General features: G+C 51.6%; 13 protein-coding genes, 1 tRNA gene and 1 pseudogene. 14 read left to right on the top strand and 1 reads right to left on the bottom strand.

Annotation, left to right across the window (positions count from 1 at the left end; genetic code table 11):
- Window positions 1-363 (top strand): annotated as a pseudogene (gene tuf / locus Q8W22_RS16110) (elongation factor Tu); the annotation flags it as partial.
- 288 nt (window positions 364-651) lie between these two features.
- On the top strand, window positions 652-2,154 hold the full coding sequence (locus Q8W22_RS16105; protein ID WP_305453049.1) for a lipid A-modifier LpxR family protein: 1,503 nt from the start codon (window positions 652-654) through the stop codon (window positions 2,152-2,154).
- Window positions 2,155-2,231: 77 nt separating this feature from the next.
- On the opposite strand, the gene fusA (Q8W22_RS16100) is transcribed toward Q8W22_RS16105, so the two are convergent.
- Window positions 2,232-4,319 (bottom strand): elongation factor G, encoded by a 2,088-nt coding sequence (fusA, locus tag Q8W22_RS16100; RefSeq protein ID WP_303434745.1) that lies wholly within the window; start codon window positions 4,317-4,319, stop codon window positions 2,232-2,234.
- Between the two features lie 474 nt (window positions 4,320-4,793).
- On the opposite strand from fusA (Q8W22_RS16100), the gene Q8W22_RS16095 reads away from it, so the two are divergent.
- From Q8W22_RS16095 to fusA (Q8W22_RS16040), 12 genes are all read left to right on the top strand, one after another.
- Window positions 4,794-4,869: transfer RNA gene (locus tag Q8W22_RS16095), tRNA-Trp, on the top strand.
- Between the two features lie 50 nt (window positions 4,870-4,919).
- Entirely contained in the window at window positions 4,920-5,288 is a 369-nt protein-coding gene (gene secE, locus Q8W22_RS16090; RefSeq protein WP_303434746.1) for a preprotein translocase subunit SecE, read from the top strand.
- 8 nt (window positions 5,289-5,296) lie between these two features.
- Window positions 5,297-5,833, top strand: a complete 537-nt coding sequence (gene nusG, locus Q8W22_RS16085) for a transcription termination/antitermination protein NusG (protein ID WP_303434747.1) — start codon at window positions 5,297-5,299, stop codon at window positions 5,831-5,833.
- A gap of 72 nt (window positions 5,834-5,905) precedes the next feature.
- The gene (gene rplK / locus Q8W22_RS16080; RefSeq protein ID WP_303434748.1) at window positions 5,906-6,340 is read left to right on the top strand and encodes a 50S ribosomal protein L11; all 435 of its coding nucleotides are present in this window, start codon (window positions 5,906-5,908) and stop codon (window positions 6,338-6,340) included.
- Window positions 6,340-7,035: a 50S ribosomal protein L1 gene (gene rplA, locus Q8W22_RS16075; protein ID WP_305453047.1), complete on the top strand. Its 696-nt coding sequence runs from the start codon at window positions 6,340-6,342 to the stop codon at window positions 7,033-7,035. The genes rplK and rplA overlap by 1 nt, the downstream gene beginning before the upstream one ends.
- A 210-nt stretch (window positions 7,036-7,245) precedes the next feature.
- Window positions 7,246-7,740: a 50S ribosomal protein L10 gene (gene rplJ, locus Q8W22_RS16070; protein WP_303434750.1), complete on the top strand. Its 495-nt coding sequence runs from the start codon at window positions 7,246-7,248 to the stop codon at window positions 7,738-7,740.
- A gap of 63 nt (window positions 7,741-7,803) precedes the next feature.
- Window positions 7,804-8,175 carry a 50S ribosomal protein L7/L12 gene (gene rplL, locus Q8W22_RS16065; RefSeq protein WP_303434751.1) on the top strand — a complete coding sequence of 124 codons (372 nt, stop codon included), beginning with the start codon at window positions 7,804-7,806 and terminating at the stop codon, window positions 8,173-8,175.
- Window positions 8,176-8,365: 190 nt separating this feature from the next.
- Complete coding sequence (gene rpoB / locus Q8W22_RS16060) at window positions 8,366-12,439, top strand: DNA-directed RNA polymerase subunit beta (RefSeq protein ID WP_305415641.1); 4,074 nt, start codon at window positions 8,366-8,368, stop codon at window positions 12,437-12,439.
- 87 nt (window positions 12,440-12,526) lie between these two features.
- Window positions 12,527-16,753 (top strand): DNA-directed RNA polymerase subunit beta', encoded by a 4,227-nt coding sequence (gene rpoC / locus Q8W22_RS16055; RefSeq protein WP_303434753.1) that lies wholly within the window; start codon window positions 12,527-12,529, stop codon window positions 16,751-16,753.
- 376 nt (window positions 16,754-17,129) lie between these two features.
- A complete protein-coding gene (gene rpsL / locus Q8W22_RS16050) occupies window positions 17,130-17,504 on the top strand; it encodes a 30S ribosomal protein S12 (RefSeq protein WP_303434755.1) in 375 nt (124 codons plus the stop codon).
- 102 nt (window positions 17,505-17,606) lie between these two features.
- On the top strand, window positions 17,607-18,077 hold the full coding sequence (gene rpsG / locus Q8W22_RS16045) for a 30S ribosomal protein S7 (protein WP_303434756.1): 471 nt from the start codon (window positions 17,607-17,609) through the stop codon (window positions 18,075-18,077).
- A gap of 19 nt (window positions 18,078-18,096) precedes the next feature.
- Window positions 18,097-20,199: an elongation factor G gene (fusA, locus tag Q8W22_RS16040; RefSeq protein WP_305453046.1), complete on the top strand. Its 2,103-nt coding sequence runs from the start codon at window positions 18,097-18,099 to the stop codon at window positions 20,197-20,199.
- Window positions 20,200-20,305 lie beyond the last annotated feature (106 nt).

Below are 20,305 nucleotides of genomic sequence, written 5' to 3'. Positions count from 1 at the left end.
GTTGGTGTTCTGCTGCGTGGTACCAAGCGTGACGAAGTTGAGCGTGGACAAGTACTGGCCAAGCCAGGTTCTATCACGCCTCACACCACGTTCCAGTCAGAAGTATACGTGCTGGGCAAAGATGAAGGTGGTCGTCACACGCCATTCTTCAAAGGTTACCGCCCACAGTTTTACTTCCGTACTACGGACGTAACCGGTGCATGTGAACTGCCAGAAGGCGTTGAAATGGTTATGCCAGGTGACAACGTGCAACTGACCGTTACCCTGATTGCGCCAATCGCCATGGACGAAGGTCTGCGTTTTGCGATTCGTGAAGGTGGTCGTACCGTTGGTGCTGGTGTTGTAGCCAAAATCGTCGAGTAAGATCAGACGTTCAAGGTCGACATCATGTCGGCCTTGAATAAAAGCCCCGCTCAGTCGGGGCTTTTTTGTGCCTGTCATTTTGTGTCTGTCATAAAGGTACTGTAGAAATATGGCAGCTATCCGGGGGTCGGTGCGGCTGCCAAGTGTCCGCTCTGGACTTGTAATAAGGACGGTTGACTGAAACCGCCTGGTTGGTTTTCAGGCTGTTTCGTATAGTGCCCGCTCTGATATGTTGGCCTCTCTGTGAGAGGTTGGTGAGAGATTGGGCTTTGATAGGGCAGGAATAATATGAAATTGATCGGCGCGGTTTGCTTGCTGGCTGCTTGCCCTCTGGCAATGGCGGAAGCCGATGACGACAGCTACTCCCTTTTGTCGTTGCTGTTTAATAATTCTGAGTTTGAGCAACGGCATGTTAATCATCTGCAAAAAATCTGGCGCAGCCAGATCGAAAATGATGCCCTGACCGGTGAGAACATTACTGATCAGTATTACACCAATGCCCTGAATGTGCGTGCCTATGCCAATCTGGACGGTGGTTTTCTGCTGGATGGTGGGCGTCTGTATGGTTTTCGCTGTGGTCCGGATGGTAATAATGGCGATTGTGATAGCAGTGCAAGGTCAAATGTCAGCAATCGGGATCTCAAGCTGGTCAGCTATGGCTACAGTCTGAGCCATAAGATGTATACCCCGTATCAGCATGCTGGTGAGGGTGAGGTGGTGCCGGCTGGATTCCAGTACAAGGCCAATGCGGAATATTATGATCGCCCGTTTGCCGCCTGGGCCAGTATTGACAGGAATATCACCATTCGTGGTCTGGATGGTTATACCGAACATGAAATGTCGATTGGTATGGTAGGGCCGGCCGCCGCTGGCCGCTGGACGCAGGAGAATGCCCATCGTTATCCGTTCAAGGGCGCGGACCCGATCGATGGCTGGGAAACCCAGGTCAGCAATCGTCTGGCATTGCAGTACACAGGCAAATTCGCCCGGCATCTATTGCAAGGGGATATGCTGTGGGGACATCTGATGATCAGTCATTTTGCCAAGGCTGAGCTGGGCACCATTATTGGCCGGATTGGTTATGGTGCTGAGCTGGCCATGGTTTGGCCGCAAGCACGACGCTGTGAGCGCTATGCGGCCAGTAAGATGCTGTTTGTCAGTGCGGTAGCGGAGCAGGGTGTACCGCTGGCTGAACGTTTTGATCTATACGTCCAGGAGTTGCAGCAATACCTGTCAGGAGATAACTATATTCCGGATCGTATTTACCTGCGTATCCAGGCATTACTGGTGTTGCTGGAAGGGGTAGACGGTGAGGATATGGCAGATGTGTATCGTGTGCTGGAGCAGACACAGGCTGAACTGCAGGCACTGAATAGTGAGATGCAGAATCTGGCATTGACCTCTTGTCATCCCGACAGTTTTTATACCGAACTGAGCGGTAATATGACTGGGCACTATGTGGCTTACAATTATCTGATTGATGACGGTATCCATGTGCCTGCGGGGAGCAATATGAGCAGCACCAACCCGGTGATGCAGCAGGGTGGTACGCTCAAGGTGCACCGTAATCCCTGGATTGCATCGGCATCGTTTGGTGTGATGGTTGGTTGGCGCGACAGTTGGGGTTTGGGGGTTCGCTACAATTACCGTACGGAAGAGACGCTGGAGCAGAAAGAACAGCATGCCTGGGCGGAGCTGGTCGTGGAGGGTAAGTCGAATTGGGCAGCCGCGTTTATTCCGGTTTTGTTGATGGCGGCAGCTGTCAATAATCGGGATAACTGGCCAGACTGACTGGCTCGCGATATCAGATAAACAAAAACCCCGTACAGCGTGTGCTGTACGGGGTTTTTTATGTTGCCAGCAGCAGCTTAGCCTTCGGCTTTGCGTGCTTTGGTTTCCGCAATGACTTTCTCTGCAACTTGCTGTGGGCAAGGCATGTAGTGAGAGAATTCCATTGAGAACTGGCCACGACCGGATGTGATGGTACGCAGGTGTCCGATATAACCGAACATCTCAGACAGTGGTACGTCAGCCTTGATGCGAACGCCTGTGCTGCCTGCTTCCTGGTCCTTGATCATGCCGCGACGACGGTTCAGGTCGCCGATCACGTCACCAACGTTGTCATCCGGGGAGAACACGTCAACTTTCATGATTGGTTCAATCAGCTGTGGGCCAGCTTTTGGCATGGACTGACGGAAAGCGCCTTTGGCAGCGATTTCAAACGCGATGGCAGAGGAGTCAACGGCGTGGTAAGAACCGTCATACAGTTCCACTTCAACGTCCAGTACCGGGAAGCCCGCGAGGGTACCTTCGTTCATCATGGCCTTGAAGCCTTTCTCAACGGCTGGCCAGAATTCCTTCGGTACGTTACCGCCGACAACAGCTGATTTGAACTGGAAGCCAGTACCTGGTTCGCCAGGTTTGATACGGTAATCGATCTTACCGTACTGACCGGAACCACCAGACTGTTTCTTGTGGGTATAGGTATCTTCGATTGGCAGGGTAATGGTTTCGCGGTAGGCAACCTGTGGTTGGCCTACAACCAGTTCTACGCCGTAGGTACGCTTGAGGATATCGACTTTAATATCCAGGTGCAGCTCGCCCATGCCTTTCAGGATGGTTTCGCCGGAATCGATATCGGTTTCAACCTGGAAGGTTGGATCTTCAGCCACCATCTTGCCGATGGCGATACCCATTTTGTCGACGCCGCCCTTGTCTTTAGGCTGAACCGCAATGGAAATTACTGGCTCAGGGAAGACCATGGCTTCCAGCGTACATTCATGCTTGGGATCACACAGTGTGTGACCAGTCTGAACGTTTTTCATGCCGACAATCGCGAGAATATCACCGGCCTGGGCGCGGTTGATTTCCTTACGGTCGTCTGCCTGCATTTCTACCATGCGGCCAACACGTTCGGTTTTACCGGTGAAGCTGTTCAGGATGGTGTCACCCTTGTTCAGCACGCCAGAGTAAACACGGACAAAGGTCAAGGCGCCGAAACGGTCATCCATGATTTTGAATGCCAGGGCACGTAATGGCTCATCGGCAGAAACGATGGCTTTTTCGCCGGTTGGGTTACCTTCTTCGTCGGTCAGATCCTGTGGATCAACTTCAGTAGGGGAAGGCAGGTAGTCAACGACGGCATCCAGAACCAGCTGTACGCCTTTGTTCTTGAATGCAGAACCACAGTAAGTCGGGAAGAACTGCAAGGTACGTGTACCTTCACGAATGCAGCGCTTGATGTCTTCCATGGATGGCTCAGTGCCTTCTTCCAGGTATTCCATCAGCAAGTCTTCATCGACTTCCAGAGCGGTTTCGATCAGTTCGGTACGGTAAGTTTCAACGTCGTCCTTCATGTCTTCAGGAACGTCGGTCACTGTATAGTTTTCTGGCAGGCCAGTGTCATCCCAGATATAGGCTTTTTCGCTCAGCAGGTCGACAACGCCGACAAACTCGTCTTCACGACCGATTGGCAGCACCATGATCAGTGGGCGAGCGGCCAGGACATTTTTGATCTGATCGGTCACACGGAAGAAGTCTGCACCAAGGCGGTCCAGCTTGTTCACGAAGATGATTCGGGCAACTTCGGATTCGTTAGCGTAGCGCCAGTTGGTTTCAGACTGTGGTTCAACACCGCCTGAACCACAGAAGACGCCGATGCCGCCGTCCAGTACTTTTAATGAGCGATATACTTCAACGGTGAAGTCAACGTGTCCAGGGGTGTCGATCACGTTGAAGCGGTGATCCTTCCAGAAACAGGAAACAGCGGCTGACTGAATGGTAATACCACGTTCTGCCTCCTGTTCCATGAAGTCTGTCGTGGACTCGCCATCGTGCACTTCACCGGTTTTGTGAATAGTACCGGTCAGCTTCAGGATACGTTCGGTCGTTGTGGTCTTACCGGCGTCAACGTGAGCGAAGATGCCGATGTTTCTGTATTTGGATAAGTCAGTCATAGCGCACTCGATAAGCAAAGTGAAAAATCGGCCGCCAATTTACAGGTTTTTCAGTTGTTTTTGATCACCCCAAACAAAGAAATCGCAATAAAAAGACGTTTTGGACGTTATTTTTTGCAAAAGAGGCCTAACTTTGATGGTTTGGGGTTGGGAATACCGTCGGCGTCAATTGGTTGGCGCTTTTTTGGAGGATCTTGATGCTAGTGATTCCTGTTTGAAGGTCTCTGTTGTTGGCTGGCAGAGCTGGATTATTGTCTGAATATTGGTCCGTTACGGCTGGAGTCCGGAACAAGCTTGAAAATAGCACTGGCACATGACCAACCTCCTGTGTATTATCTGCCCTCGTCTGAAACGGACATCTTTTCGTCTCGCGTTCGCGCAGGCGTTCAGTCGATAAGTTGCAATTTTCGAACCATGTTAGGTTGTAATTTGCAAAAAAGCGCTGTATAATTCGGCGCCCTTATGTAGTGTATTAGGCCAGTAGTTCAATTGGTAGAGCGTCGGTCTCCAAAACCGAAAGTTGGGGGTTCGAGTCCCTCCTGGCCTGCCAAATCTCCTGATGGTAGCTTCGGCTGCCATTTTTGGCTTCAGGGAATTGTAATGAGTACCGAAAGCAAAACAGCAGGTTCGCCGATGGATGTTGTCAAGTGGTTGTTGGCTGTTGCTTTTCTGGCAGCGGCTGTGGTTGGCAATTATATGTATGCCGATGCGCCTTTTCTGTATCGGATTCTCGCTGTCGTTGCCTTGATGTTGATAGGTGCAGGTGCTGCACTGGCAACAACGCAAGGCAAGGCATTTATGCAACTTCTGAAAGAGGCCAATGTCGAGCGCCGCAAGGTGGTATGGCCAACGCGTCAGGAAACTACCCAGATGACATTGATGATTCTGGTGGTGGTCGTGATCATGGCACTGCTGTTGTGGGGTTTGGATTCGTTTCTCGGTTGGGCAATTTCCGCGCTGATTGGTTGAGGTAGAGTATGGCAATGCGTTGGTATGTGGTTCACGCCTACTCGGGTTATGAGAAGCGTGTACAAGGGGCTTTGTTGGAACGTATCGAGCGCCTGGGAATGCAGGATCAGTTTGGTGACGTACTGGTTCCTACAGAAGAAGTTGTTGAAGTCCGTGATGGCAAGAAACGCAAAAGCCAGCGTCGCTTTTATCCTGGCTATGTTCTTGTGCAAATGGAAATGAATGATGATACCTGGCATCTGGTGAAACAGACTGACCGGGTAATGGGCTTTATTGGTGGTACGGCAGACAAGCCGGCGCCAATTTCTCCCAAAGAAGCCGATGCTATCCTGCGTCGTGTTGAGGAAGGCGTTGATCGTCCGACTCACAAAACCATCTACGAACCCGGTGAAGTGGTGCGCGTGACCGAAGGTCCGTTCGCAGACTTTAACGGTGTGGTCGAAAGTGTTGATTACGACAAGTCCCGTGTTCAGGTTGCGGTGACTATTTTTGGTCGTTCAACGCCGGTCGAGCTCGAATTTACACAGATCGAGAAATCGGTCTGATTTCAGGCGACCTTCTGCATGACAGAAGGTCAGGGGAGCCCGCTGGGCGATACTACCCATTTGGAGTAATACATGGCTAAGAAAGTAGAAGGCTATATCAAGTTGCAGGTTGCAGCTGGTAAAGCGAACCCAAGTCCACCGGTTGGTCCGGCTTTGGGTCAGAAAGGTTTGAACATCATGGAATTCTGTAAAGCATTTAATGCGCAGACTTCCAATCTGGAGCCAGGTGCACCAGTGCCGGTTATTATCACGGCTTACAGTGACCGTTCTTTTACCTTTGAACTGAAAACACCTCCTGCATCTTTCCTGCTGAAAAAAGCGGCTGGTATCACCAGCGGTTCAGCACGTCCCAATACCCAGAAAGTCGGTACTGTGACGCGCGCCCAGCTGGAAGAGATTGCTACGACCAAAATGGCTGACCTGACTGCTGCCGATATGGATGCAGCGGTACGTACAATCGCTGGCTCTGCCCGTGCGATGGGTCTGACTGTAGAGGGAGCTGAATAATGGCCAAGCTGACCAAACGTCAAAAGCTGATTGCTGAAAAAGTAGAAGCCGGTAAGGTTTACTCTTTTGATGAAGCCGTATCCATTCTGTCTTCACTGCCTGCTGCCAAGTTCCGTGAGTCACTCGATGTGGCAGTAAACCTCGGTATTGATGCACGTAAATCCGATCAGAACGTACGTAGCTCCACGGTACTGCCAAACGGTACGGGTAAAACCATGCGTGTTGCTGTTTTCACGCAAGGTGCCAACGCTGAAGCCGCTACGGCTGCCGGTGCTGACGAAGTAGGTATGGACGATCTGGCTGCCAAGATCAAAGGTGGTGATTTGGCCTTTGATGTCGTGATCGCTTCTCCTGATGCGATGCGTGTTGTCGGTCAATTGGGTCAGATTCTGGGTCCACGTGGCCTGATGCCTAACCCGAAGGTTGGTACTGTGACTCCTGACGTTGCCACTGCTGTCAAAAACGCAAAAGCGGGTCAAGTCCGCTACCGCAACGACAAGAACGGTATTATCCATACCGCCATCGGTAAAGTTGATTTTGATGTCAGCGCATTGAAAGAAAACCTGACGGTATTGCTGGCCGATCTGAAAAAGGTCAAGCCAACATCGACCAAAGGCGTCTACATGAAGAAAGTAACCATCAGTACCACTATGGGTCCTGGTCTGGTTATTGACCATGCAGAGCTGGACGTCTAGATAAGAATTCGGGGTGCGTATCACGTATCCCAAACCATCTTTGGGGTTGCCGCTTTGCGGTAGCTGTCAAAGACCGCAGGAGTCGCAGGGCCTTTGGCTGTTGCGACTTAATATTTCCTGCGTAGATAGTGTGTGGCCCCTTTCAGTTTTCTGAATTGTCACACCGAGACTGGCTCAATTGAGCCTAATTTAACTTGTTAGGAGTTAATCGTGGCCTTAGGACTCGAAGATAAGAAGGCGATTGTCGCCGAGGTCCAGGACGCAGCTCAAGGTGCGCTGTCTGCAGTTGTCGCGGATTCTCGCGGCGTTACTGTAGGTGCCATGACCGCTCTGCGTAAAGAAGCGCGTGAAGCCGGTGTCTGGATGAAAGTTGTCCGTAACACCCTGGCTACCCGTGCTATCGAAGGTACCCAATACGAGTGTCTTTCCGAGACACTGGTAGGCCCTAGTCTGATTGCATTCTCTAACGAACATCCAGGTGCGGCTGCCCGTATCTTCAAGGATTTCGCCAAGAAGAATGACAAGTTCGAGATCAAGGGTGGTGCATTTGAAGGTGCCGTGGTTTCCGTTGATATGCTGGCAACACTGCCAACCTACGACGAAGCAATCGCGAAACTGATGAGCGTCATGAAAGAAGCCGCCGCTGGCAAATTGGTTCGTACCATTGCTGCTGTCCGCGACCAGAAAGAACAAGAAGCTGCCTGATCCCTGGCAGACCTTACAAAGATTTGACGGGCGTAATCGTCCAATTATTTCAGGAAAAGTCTCATGTCTCTGACAAAAGAAGATATCATCAACGCTATCGCTGAAATGTCTGTAATGGACGTAGTGGAACTGGTTTCTGCGATGGAAGAAAAATTCGGCGTTTCTGCAGCTGCAGCCGTTATGGCTGGTCCTGCTGCTGGCGGCGAAGCGGCTGCTGAAGCACAGACTGAATTCGACGTAATTCTGTCTGCCGTTGGTGACAAGAAAGTTAACGTGATCAAAGCGGTTCGCGAAATCACCGGTCTGGGTCTGAAAGACGCTAAAGGTCTGGTTGATGGTGCACCTTCTGCTATTAAAGAAGGCGTATCCAAAGAAGACGCAGAAGAAGCAAAAGGCAAGCTGGAAGCAGCTGGCGCTATCGTAGAAGTTAAGTAATTCATTGTACTTCACTTCTGCTGTCGTGCTTTTTCTAAGCGCGACACAGGGCTGACGGGATTTTTCCGTCGGCCTTTTTCGCGTTATGGAAGGCGTGACTAAACCGGCTTAGTGCCGGGTTCAATTGCAAGGCAAGTCCTCTAGTTTCGGGTTTGGCGACCTGATCGAGGAAACAGTCCGGGGATAACTGATGGCTTACTCATATACTGAGAAAAAACGTATCCGTAAGGATTTCGGTAAACTACCGAGTGTCATGGATGTGCCATATTTGCTGGCCATTCAAATCGACTCATACCATAAGTTCCTGCAAGAAGGGAGCAACGCTGAAGACAGAATAGATATTGGTCTTCATGCGGCCTTTAAGTCTGTTTTCCCGATTGTCAGCTATTCCGGGAATGCTGCTCTGGAGTACGTGAGCTATCGCCTGGGTACGCCGAGTTTTGACGAAAAAGAATGTATGTTGCGTGGTGTCACTTACGCTGCACCATTGCGGGTCAAGGTTCGCCTGATCGTTTACGATAAGGAATCTTCGACCAAGGCAATCAAGGACATCAAGGAACAAGAAGTCTACATGGGCGAAATGCCCCTGATGACAGATAACGGTACCTTTATTGTTAACGGTACTGAGCGTGTCATCGTGTCCCAGTTACACCGTTCACCAGGTGTGTTCTTCGATCACGACAAGGGTAAAACCCACTCGTCCGGCAAACTGCTTTATAACGCTCGCGTGATTCCTTACCGCGGCTCATGGCTGGACTTTGAGTTTGATCCGAAGGATCTGGTCTACGTACGTATTGACCGTCGTCGTAAACTGCCAGCTACCATTTTGCTGCGGGCGCTGAAGTTTACTACGCAGGAAATTCTCGAAACATTTTACGACAACGACAACTACCGTATCGACGGCGGTGGCTTGAAGCTGAAGCTGATTCCATCCCGGTTGCGGGGTGAAACGGCTGCCTTCGATATCATGGATAACGACGGCAACATCATTGTTGAGGCCAGCCGTCGCATCACGGCTCGTCACATTCGCCAGCTGGAAAAGGCCAATGTGGAAGAGCTGGTTGTGCCTACCGATTATGTGCTGGGCAAGGCGATTGCCAAAGACGTTATCGATAGCCGTACCGGTGAAGTCCTGGCGACTGCCAACGCTGAAATCACGGCAGAGATCCTGGCCCAGATGGAAGCTGCTGGTCTTACCGAATTCGAAACCATCTACACCAACGAAATCGATTGTGGCCCGTTTATCTCGGATACTCTGCGTATCGACCCAACCAGCAATCAGCTGGAAGCTTTGGTCGAGATTTACCGCATGATGCGTCCTGGTGAGCCGCCAACAAAAGAAAGCGCTGAAGCCTTGTTCGACAATCTGTTCTTCAGTGAAGAGCGGTACGACTTGTCGGCTGTGGGTCGCATGAAGTTCAACCGTCGTATCGGCCGTGAAGAAATTCTTGGCTCCGGTGTGCTGGATAACAGCGATATCGTTGAAGTACTGCGGACCCTGATCAATATCCGTAACGGTAAAGGCATCGTTGATGACATTGACCACCTGGGTAACCGTCGTATTCGTTCGGTTGGCGAGATGGCCGAAAACCAGTTCCGTGTTGGTCTGGTTCGTGTTGAGCGCGCGGTGCGTGAGCGTCTGTCGATGGCAGAATCCGAAGGGCTGATGCCTCAGGATCTGATCAATGCCAAGCCGGTTGCGGCAGCCGTGAAGGAGTTCTTCGGTTCTTCCCAGCTGTCCCAGTTTATGGATCAGAACAACCCGCTGTCAGAAGTCACGCACAAGCGTCGTATTTCGGCATTGGGACCAGGCGGTCTGACCCGTGAACGTGCTGGCTTTGAGGTACGTGACGTACACGCCACTCACTACGGTCGTGTGTGTCCTATTGAAACACCGGAAGGTCCAAACATTGGTCTGATCAACTCACTGGCATCCTATGCCCGTACCAACGAATACGGTTTTCTTGAAACACCTTACCGTATCGTTAAAGACGGCGTTGTGACCGACGAGATTATTTATGTCTCGGCCATTGAAGAAGCAGACTATGTAATCGCCCAGGCCTCGGTGCCCGTGGACGAAAACGGACGTTTGCAAGGTGACCTGATTTCGGTTCGTCACAAGAACGAATTCACCATCATGTCGCCGGACAATGTGACGCTGAAAGATGTATCACCACAACAGGTGGTTTCGATTGCAGCATCACTGATTCCGTTCCTGGAGCACGATGACGCCAACCGCGCATTGATGGGTTCCAACATGCAGCGTCAGGCTGTGCCTACCTTGCGCGCTGAAAAGCCGCTGGTTGGTACCGGTATTGAGCGTGCGGTAGCGGCCGACTCCGGCGTGTGTGTGGTTGCCAAACGGGGTGGTGTGATTGACTCTGTTGACGCATCCCGGGTGGTGGTCAAGGTCAACGATGACGAAACCGTCATCGGTGAAGCCGGTGTTGATATTTACAACCTGACCAAATACACCCGCTCGAACCAGAACACCTGTATTAACCAGCGTCCGCTGGTCAAGGCAGGCGACATGGTGCAGCGTGGCGACATCATGGCTGACGGCCCTTCTGTTGACCTGGGCGAACTGGCTCTGGGACAGAATTTCCGTATCGCCTTTATGCCGTGGAATGGCTACAACTTCGAAGACTCGATCATGCTGTCTGAGCGTGTTGCTCAGGAAGATCGCCTGACCACGATCCATATTCAGGAACTGACCTGTGTGGCGCGTGACACCAAGCTGGGTGCGGAAGAAATCACGTCCGATATTCCCAACGTTGGTGAAGCGGCACTGGGCAAGCTGGATGAGTCCGGTATTGTTTATATCGGTGCCGAAGTCAAGGCGGGCGATATTCTGGTCGGCAAGGTAACACCAAAAGGTGAAACCCAGCTGACACCAGAAGAAAAATTGCTGCGTGCTATCTTTGGTGAAAAAGCATCCGATGTAAAAGATACATCGCTGCGGGTCAAGACCGGTACCACTGGTACGGTTATCGACGTGCAGGTGTTTACCCGTGATGGCGTTGAAAAAGACGATCGGGCCAAATCGATTGAACGCCAGCAACTCGACGAGATTCGCAAGGATCTGAACGAAGAGATGCGTATCGTCAAGGGTGCAACCTTTGAGCGTCTGACGCGTGCGCTGGCTGGCAAGGCGGTAAACGTCGCGCCGGGTTTGCGCAAGGGTGATATTCTGACTGAAGAATACCTCTCTGGTCTGACCCAGGATGACTGGTTCCGGATGATTCCGCAGGATGAAGAGCTGGCAACGGTACTGGAAAAAGCCGAACAGTCTCTGGCGGAACGTCAGCAGCAACTGGATGACAAGTTCGAAGACAAGAAAGGCAAGCTGCAAACCGGTGATGACCTGGCTCCGGGCGTACTGAAAATTGTCAAAGTGTATCTGGCGATCAAACGTAAGATCCAGCCAGGTGACAAAATGGCTGGTCGTCACGGTAACAAGGGTGTTATCTCAACCATCAAGCCGATTGAAGATATGCCTTACGATGCCAACGGGGTAACCGTTGATATCTGTTTGAACCCTCTGGGTGTTCCGTCGCGAATGAACGTCGGACAGATCATGGAAATCCACTTGGGCATGGCGGCCAAGGGATTGGGTGACAAGATTGATCGCATGTTGCGTGAGCAGCGTGAGGTGCTGAAACTGCGTGAATTGCTGGCGGAAATTTATAACGCCGGCGATGGTCGTATCGAAGACCTGGACAGCTACAGCGATGCCGAGATTCTGGAACTGGCCAATAACCTGCGTGGTGGTGTGCCGATGGCAACCCCGGCGTTTGACGGTGCCAAGGAATCCGAAATCAAGCGTATGCTGAAGTTGGCCGGTATTCCGGAATCCGGTCAGGTGACCTTGTATGATGGCCGTACCGGCGAAGCATTTGATCGTCAGGTAACCGTCGGTTACATGTACATGCTGAAACTGAACCACCTGGTCGACGACAAGATGCACGCACGTTCTACCGGCTCTTACAGCCTGGTTACCCAGCAGCCGTTGGGTGGTAAGGCTCAGTTTGGTGGTCAGCGCTTTGGTGAGATGGAAGTGTGGGCACTGGAAGCATACGGTGCTGCTTATACCCTGCAGGAAATGCTTACCGTCAAATCCGACGATGTGGCTGGCCGTACCAAGATGTATAAGAACATCGTGGATGGCGACCATCGTATGGAAGCCGGTATGCCGGAATCCTTTAACGTACTGGTTAAGGAAATCCGTTCCCTGGGTATCGACATCGAACTGGAAAACGAATAATCGGTTTAGTAGCGCGCTCTGCAGTGTCGGTCTGAAAAGACCGGTGCTGCAAAGCCCTCGCTCACACCAAGTGGAGCACACTCTTATATGAAAGACTTAGTCAATTTTCTGCGTAGCCAGAACAATGCTGACGAGTTCGATGCCATTCGAATTGGCCTTGCCTCGCCAGACATGATCCGCTCCTGGTCCTTCGGTGAAGTCAAAAAGCCGGAAACCATCAACTACCGTACCTTCAAGCCAGAGCGTGATGGCTTGTTCTGTGCCCGCATCTTTGGTCCGATCAAGGATTTTGAGTGCCTGTGCGGTAAGTACAAGCGTCTGAAACACCGTGGTGTTATCTGTGAAAAATGTGGTGTGGAAGTTACTCAGGCCAAAGTGCGTCGTGAACGCATGGGCCATATTGAGCTGGCTTCTCCCGTTGCACACATCTGGTTCCTGAAGTCACTGCCTTCCCGTATCGGTTTGATGCTGGATATGACTCTGCGTGATATCGAACGGATTTTGTATTACGAATCCTTCGTTGTTACCGAGCCAGGCATGACCACGCTGGATCTGGGTCAATTGCTGAACGATGAGCAGTACTACGAAGCCATCGAAGAATTTGGCGATGAATTTGAAGCCAAGATGGGTGCCGAAGCGATTCAGGCACTGTTGGGTCATATTGACCTGCCTGAAGAAGTTCAGCGTCTGCGTGAAGAAATTCCGGCGACCAACTCTGAAACCAAAATCAAGAAGCTGTCCAAGCGTCTGAAAATTCTGGAAGCATTCCACTTCTCCGGTAACGATCCGAAGTGGATGATCATGTCAGTACTGCCGGTACTGCCACCTGATCTGCGTCCGTTGGTTCCGCTGGATGGCGGTCGTTTTGCGACTTCCGACCTGAACGATCTGTATCGTCGGGTTATTAACCGTAACAACCGTCTCAAACGCCTGCTGGAGTTGAATGCTCCGGATATTATCGTACGTAATGAAAAACGTATGTTGCAGGAAGCGGTTGATGCGTTGCTGGATAATGGCCGTCGAGGTCGTGCGATTACCGGTTCCAACAAGCGTCCGCTGAAATCCCTGGCCGATATGATCAAGGGTAAACAGGGTCGTTTCCGTCAGAACCTGTTGGGTAAACGTGTCGATTACTCTGGTCGTTCGGTGATTACTGTCGGTCCGCAACTGCGTTTGCATCAGTGCGGTCTGCCGAAAAAAATGGCCCTGGAATTATTCAAGCCATTTATCTTCTCCAAACTGGAACACCGCGGTCTGGCGACAACCATTAAAGCTGCGAAGAAAATGGTTGAGCGCGAAACCCCTGAAGTCTGGGATATTCTGGCAGATGTGATCCGTGAGCACCCAGTGATGCTGAACCGGGCACCCACACTGCACCGTTTGGGTATCCAGGCGTTTGAACCCCAGTTGATCGAAGGTAAAGCGATCCAGTTGCACCCATTGGTCTGTGCGGCTTATAACGCCGACTTCGACGGTGACCAGATGGCCGTTCACGTGCCGCTGACCATTGAAGCCCAGCTTGAAGCCCGCGCATTGATGATGGCGACCAACAACGTCCTCTCTCCAGCCAACGGTGAGCCAATTATCGTACCGTCCCAGGACGTGGTATTGGGGCTGTACTGGATGACTCGCGAGCGTGTCAACGCCAAGGGTGAAGGCATGGTGTTGGCCGACCTCGACGAAGTTACCCGTGCTTACCAAAGCGGCGCTGCCCATCTGCAGGCGCGCGTCAAGGTACGGATTACTGAAACCGTGGTTGATGAAGACGGATTGAGCGAAACCAATACCAAGGTGGTTGATACCACGATTGGCCGGGCATTGCTGTTCCGCATCGTACCCAAAGGTTTGCCGTACGAGCTGGTCAACCAGCCAATGAAAAAGAAAGCGATTTCACGCCTGATCAACACGGCTTACCGTCGTGTGGGTTTGAAAGATACCGTTATCTTTGCCGACCAGGTGATGTACACCGGTTTTGAATACGCGACTCGTTCCGGTTCATCGATTGGTGTTAACGATTTCGAAATTCCGGCTGCCAAGGCTGAAATTGTTGCTAACGCCGATGCGGAAGTAAAAGAAATCGAAAGCCAGTTTGCCTCGGGTCTGGTAACGCACGGCGAAAAATACAACAAGGTAATCGACATCTGGTCCCGCGCCAACGAACTGGTGGCGAAGGCGATGATGGAAAACCTGGGTAAAGAGAAGGTAATTGACCGTGACGGTCATGAAGTCGATCAGGAATCCTTCAACTCGGTTTATATGATGGCTGACTCCGGTGCTCGTGGTAGCCCGGCCCAGATTCGTCAGTTGGCGGGTATGCGTGGTCTGATGGCGAAGCCGGATGGCTCCATCATCGAAACGCCGATTGTGGCGAACTTCCGTGAAGGTCTGAACGTACTGCAGTACTTCACCTCGACTCACGGTGCTCGTAAAGGTTTGGCTGATACGGCATTGAAAACCGCTAACTCCGGTTATCTGACCCGTCGTCTGGTTGACGTGGCACAGGATCTGGTGGTTACCGAACAGGATTGTGGCACCAAGGAAGGCCTGATCATGACACCGCTGATTGAAGGTGGTGACGTGGTCGTGGCACTGGGTGACCGTATTCTGGGTCGTGTTATTGCTGAAGACGTTTACAAGCCCAATCAGCCAGGTGAACTGGTGATTCCAGCCGGTACTCTGGTGGATGAAAAATGGGTCAAAATGATCGAAGCGGAAGGTATTGATGAAGTGCGTGTGCGCTCCGCCATTACCTGTGAGTCCCGTACCGGTATTTGCGCCAAGTGTTACGGTCGTGACCTTGGACGTGGTCATCAGGTGAACGTGGGTGAAGCGGTAGGTGTTATTGCTGCCCAGTCGATTGGTGAGCCTGGTACCCAGTTGACCATGCGGACGTTCCACATTGGTGGTGCGGCCTCGCGGTCATCGGCGGCAGACAGTGTTCAGGTCAAGAACAAGGGTACCTTGCGCTTGCACAACCTCAAGACGGTTGCTCGTGAGAATGGTGACCTGGTTGCGGTATCCCGTTCCGGTTCGATTGCCATTGCCGATGTGAATGGTCGTGAACGTGAGCTGTACAAACTGCCTTACGGTGCTGTTATCAGCTCGAAAGATGGTGCAGAGGTTGAAGCCGGCCAGAAAGTGGCCAGCTGGGACCCACACACCCACCCGATTGTGACAGAAGTAACGGGTCGAATTGAATTTGTGGGTATGGATGAGGGTATTACCATCAATCGTCAGACCGACGAATTGACGGGCCTGTCCAACATCGAAGTCATCGATCCCAAAGACCGTCCGGCGGCTGGTAAAGATATCCGCCCAATGGTGAAACTGATTGATGCCACGACAGGTAACGACATTCTGCTACCTGGTACCAATGTGCCGGCCCAGTACATGCTGCCGCCAAACGCACTGGTGAACCAGGAAAACGGTACCGTTGTTGCTGTTGGTGACATTATTGCCCGTATTCCTCAGGAATCATCGGGTAACAAGGACATCACCGGTGGTCTGCCACGAGTGGCTGATTTGTTCGAAGCGCGTAAACCGAAAGAGCCGGCCATTCTGGCGGAAATCTCCGGTACCGTTAGCTTCGGTAAAGAGACCAAAGGCAAAAAACGTCTGGTAATCACACCGAAAGATGGTGGCGAGCCGTATGAAGAGCTGATCCACAAATGGCGTCACCTGAACATCTTCGAAGGTGAATATGTCGAGAAGGGTGAGATCGTTTCTGATGGTCCGTTGAACCCGCACGACATTCTGCGACTGAAGAGCGTTGGTGATCTGGCGATGTACATTACCAACGAAGTGCAGGAAGTGTATCGCCTGCAGGGTGTTGGTATTGATGACAAGCACATTGAAGTAATTGTGCGTCAGATGCTGCGCAAGGTATTGATTCATGACGCCGGGGATACCACCTTTATTCCGGGTGATCAGGTTGAGTTCTCTACCTTCCTGGAAGAAAACGAGCGTACCGAGGCGGCGAACAAAATTGTTGCCCGGGGCGAGCGCGTGTTGCTTGGTATCACCAAGGCATCACTGGCAACCGAATCCTTTATCTCGGCAGCCTCCTTCCAGGAGACAACCCGGGTTCTGACAGAAGGGGCGGTTACTGGCAAGATGGACTCACTGCGCGGCTTGAAAGAGAACGTCGTGGTTGGTCGCTTGATTCCTGCCGGTACAGGTTTGGCGTACCACGCCGAGCGCAAGCGCAAGCGTACTGTTCGTGATAACGAACGTCAGCGTTCAATGCCTGAAGTGCTGAGTGTGTCTGCCGAAGACATGGAAGCCAAGTTGAGCGAAGCGTTCAGCGACAAGTAAGTCATTGTTGCTATGTCTGGCGCCGTCTCGACGGCGCTGGTGACAAAAAAGAGGCCTTGTGGCCTCTTTTTTTGTTTGTGGCTTCGGCAAATTTGACGGCTATCGCCTGGTTGGCCGATCTGAAAAAGCACGCATCGATCGGAGATCAAGCCAGAACCCGGTGGAATTCGCGTGCTTGTTATGGCGAGGGCAACCGCGTTCCGGCTTGTCAAAAGTGGCGGAAGACGACTGATTTCCGGAAAGAATATCCATGCCGGCAAGGATATTAAAACTGTCTAATACTTGACCTTTGAAGGCTTGGGGATTATCCTCTCGGCCCCTTTAATTGTGCCTCAATTGAAGGGGTATGTTTTCTATAACGTTTGGAGTTTGCTAAATGGCTACAATCAACCAGTTGGTTCGTAAGCCTCGTAAGCGCAAAATGGTTAAGAGCGATGTTCCTGCACTGCAGGCATGTCCTCAGCGTCGTGGCGTATGTACCCGTGTGTACACTACCACGCCGAAAAAACCAAACTCGGCACTGCGTAAAGTATGTCGTGTGCGTCTGACGAATGGTTTTGAAGTGACTTCCTACATTGGTGGTGAAGGTCACAACCTGCAAGAACACAGTGTTGTTCTGATTCGTGGCGGTCGTGTAAAAGACTTGCCTGGTGTGCGTTATCACACCGTCCGCGGTAGCCTCGACACCTCTGGTGTTGCGAACCGTAAACAAGCACGTTCTAAATACGGTGCCAAGCGTCCTAAAGGTTGATCCTTGCCGGGCTCGCCCGGGTACGCTTGCATGTTTTAGATAAGAGTAAGGCTGGGCTCAATCTGATGCTCAGACCGTCCTGAAGACCTAAGAGGGCTTATCATGCCAAGAAGACGCGTTGCTGCGAAGCGCGAAATCCTGCCAGATCCCAAGTTTGGGAACGTTACACTGGCCAAATTCATGAACCATGTCATGGTTAGTGGTAAAAAATCCGTCGCCGAAAAGATCGTTTATGGCGCGCTGGATTCCATGGCATCAAAGCAAGGTGGCGACCCACTGGAGTTGTTCGAAAAAGCTCTGGAAGCCATTCAGCCTATGGTGGAAGTCAAAAGCCGCCGTGTAGGTGGTGCGACATACCAGGTTCCTGTTGAAGTTCGTCCTGCCCGTCGTAGTGCTCTGGCCATGCGTTGGCTGGTTGACGCTGCACGCTCCCGTGGTGAAAAATCCATGGCCCAGCGTCTGGCAAACGAAATGATGGACGCTGCTGAAGGTAAAGGCTCAGCGGTTAAAAAGCGTGAAGACGTGCATCGCATGGCAGAAGCCAACAAGGCTTTCTCTCACTATCGCTTTTAATTGATCCGAGGACGACACAGTGGCACGCACAACCCCGATTAACCGTTATCGTAATATTGGTATTTGCGCACATGTGGATGCTGGGAAGACGACAACAACTGAGCGTGTTCTCTTCTATACCGGCGTGTCTCACAAGATTGGTGAGGTGCACGACGGTGCAGCAACGATGGACTGGATGGAACAGGAGCAAGAGCGGGGGATTACCATTACCTCTGCCGCAACTACCTGTTTCTGGTCAGGTATGGCGCAGCAATATGAGCAGCATCGTATCAACATCATTGATACCCCGGGACACGTGGACTTTACCATTGAGGTAGAACGTTCATTGCGTGTACTCGACGGCGCTGTTGTCGTCCTTTGTGGCTCATCCGGTGTGCAGCCACAGACCGAAACGGTTTGGCGTCAAGCCAACAAGTACGAAGTCCCCCGTATGGTATTCGTCAACAAGATGGACCGTACCGGAGCTGATTATTTTATGGTCGTTGAGCAGCTGAAAAGCCGACTCGGGGCCAATGCGGTGCCTATCCAGATCAACATAGGCAGCGAAGAAAACTTCAAGGGTGTGGTCGACCTGATCAAGATGAAAGCCATTATGTGGAATGAATCGGATCAGGGCATGACGTTTACCTATGAAGAAATTCCGGCAGAGCTGGAAGAGAAGGCTGCTGAATGGCGCGAGCACATGCTTGAAGCCGCAGCGGATGCTTCTGATGAATTGATGGACAAATATCTGGAAGAAGGCGACTTGTCTGAAACCGATATCAAGGCTGGTTTGCGGGCGGCGACGCTGGCGAATGAGTTGGTCCTGGTGACTTGTGGCTCCGCCTTCAAGAACAAGGGCGTACAAGCCGTCCTGGATGCGGTGGTCGATTTCCTGCCATCACCGACGGAAGTGAAAGCTATCGAAGGTGTGCTGGATGATGCAGCAGGTTCTGCTGGTGTACGGCATTCGGCAGACGATGAACCCTTTGCGGCACTGGCATTCAAGATTGCCACCGACCCCTTCGTTGGTACATTGACGTTTGTACGTGTCTATTCCGGTGTGCTGAACTCTGGTGATGGTGTCTATAACCCCATCAAGTCGCGTCGGGAGCGTGTTGGACGCATGGTGCAAATGCATGCCAACAGCCGTGAGGAAGTGAAAGAAGTCCGTGCTGGCGATATTGTGGCGCTGGTCGGTCTGAAAGATGTCACTACCGGTGAAACCCTGTGTGATATGAATAATGTCATTACTCTTGAACGTATGGAGTTTCCGGATCCCGTGATTTCTGTTGCGGTTGAGCCGAGATCCAAGGCGGATCAGGAGAAAATGGGCGTTGCTCTGGGTAAGTTGGCCCAGGAGGACCCGTCCTTCCGTGTTGAAACGGATGAAGAAACCGGGCAAACCATTATTTCCGGTATGGGTGAGCTGCATCTGGATATTATCGTGGATCGCATGCGGCGTGAGTTTAACGTCGAATGTAATGTCGGTAAGCCACAGGTTGCCTACCGGGAAGCCATTACTGCTACGGTTGCAATCAATCATAAGTACGCCAAGCAGTCTGGTGGTCGTGGCCAATATGGTCACGTAGTGATTCGATTTGAGCCTGCGAGCGTTGCAGACTCGGATGAACTTGAGTTTGTTAATGATATTGCCGGGGGAGCGATTCCCCGTGAATTTATCCCGGCAGTGCAAAAAGGTATTGAGGAGCAAATGAAGAACGGGGTGCTGGCGGGTTATCCGTTACTCGGTCTCAAGGCAACTCTTTACGATGGTTCTTTCCATGACGTTGACTCTAATGAGATGGCGTTTAAAATTGCCGCTTCACAAGCAACCAAGCAACTTTCTGAAAAAGGCGATGCAGTACTGCTGGAGCCAATGATGAAAGTAGAGGTTGTGACCCCGGAAGATTACATGGGGGATGTGGTAGGCGACCTGAACCGTCGCCGAGGTCTGATTTCAGGAATGGATGATTCACCATCTGGCAAGATGGTCAATGCATCTGTGCCACTGGCAGAAATGTTTGGTTATGCAACTGACCTGCGTTCTGCAACCCAGGGGCGTGCAACATATTCCATGGAATTTGAGAAATATGCGGAAGCGCCTGCAAGTGTTGCTGAAGCAGTAATGAGAAAAGCTTAATCAGTTAAAGATATTGAACGAGGTGTTCTATGGCTAAGGCAACGTTTGAACGTTCCAAACCCCACGTAAACGTAGGTACTATTGGTCACGTTGACCATGGTAAAAC

The organism is Oceanobacter sp. 1_MG-2023, from assembly GCF_030689025.1.
In the GTDB taxonomy this organism is placed as follows: domain Bacteria; phylum Pseudomonadota; class Gammaproteobacteria; order Pseudomonadales; family Oceanobacteraceae; genus Oceanobacter.
This window is presented reverse-complemented; position numbering and strand designations above follow the sequence as displayed.

Bases quoted from the DNA above. Each gene is read 5' to 3' on its own strand.
- rpsG (WP_303434756.1), top strand. From the start codon at position 17,607: ATGCCAAGAAGACGCGTTGCTGCGAAGCGCGAAATCCTGCCAGATCCC.
- rplL (WP_303434751.1), top strand. From the start codon at position 7,804: ATGTCTCTGACAAAAGAAGATATCATCAACGCTATCGCTGAAATGTCT.
- rpsL (WP_303434755.1), top strand. From the start codon at position 17,130: ATGGCTACAATCAACCAGTTGGTTCGTAAGCCTCGTAAGCGCAAAATG.
- rplK (WP_303434748.1), top strand. From the start codon at position 5,906: ATGGCTAAGAAAGTAGAAGGCTATATCAAGTTGCAGGTTGCAGCTGGT.
- secE (WP_303434746.1), top strand. From the start codon at position 4,920: ATGAGTACCGAAAGCAAAACAGCAGGTTCGCCGATGGATGTTGTCAAG.
- Q8W22_RS16105 (WP_305453049.1), top strand. From the start codon at position 652: ATGAAATTGATCGGCGCGGTTTGCTTGCTGGCTGCTTGCCCTCTGGCA.
- rpoB (WP_305415641.1), top strand. From the start codon at position 8,366: ATGGCTTACTCATATACTGAGAAAAAACGTATCCGTAAGGATTTCGGT.
- rpoC (WP_303434753.1), top strand. From the start codon at position 12,527: ATGAAAGACTTAGTCAATTTTCTGCGTAGCCAGAACAATGCTGACGAG.
- nusG (WP_303434747.1), top strand. From the start codon at position 5,297: ATGGCAATGCGTTGGTATGTGGTTCACGCCTACTCGGGTTATGAGAAG.
- rplA (WP_305453047.1), top strand. From the start codon at position 6,340: ATGGCCAAGCTGACCAAACGTCAAAAGCTGATTGCTGAAAAAGTAGAA.
- fusA (WP_303434745.1), bottom strand. From the start codon at position 4,319: ATGACTGACTTATCCAAATACAGAAACATCGGCATCTTCGCTCACGTT.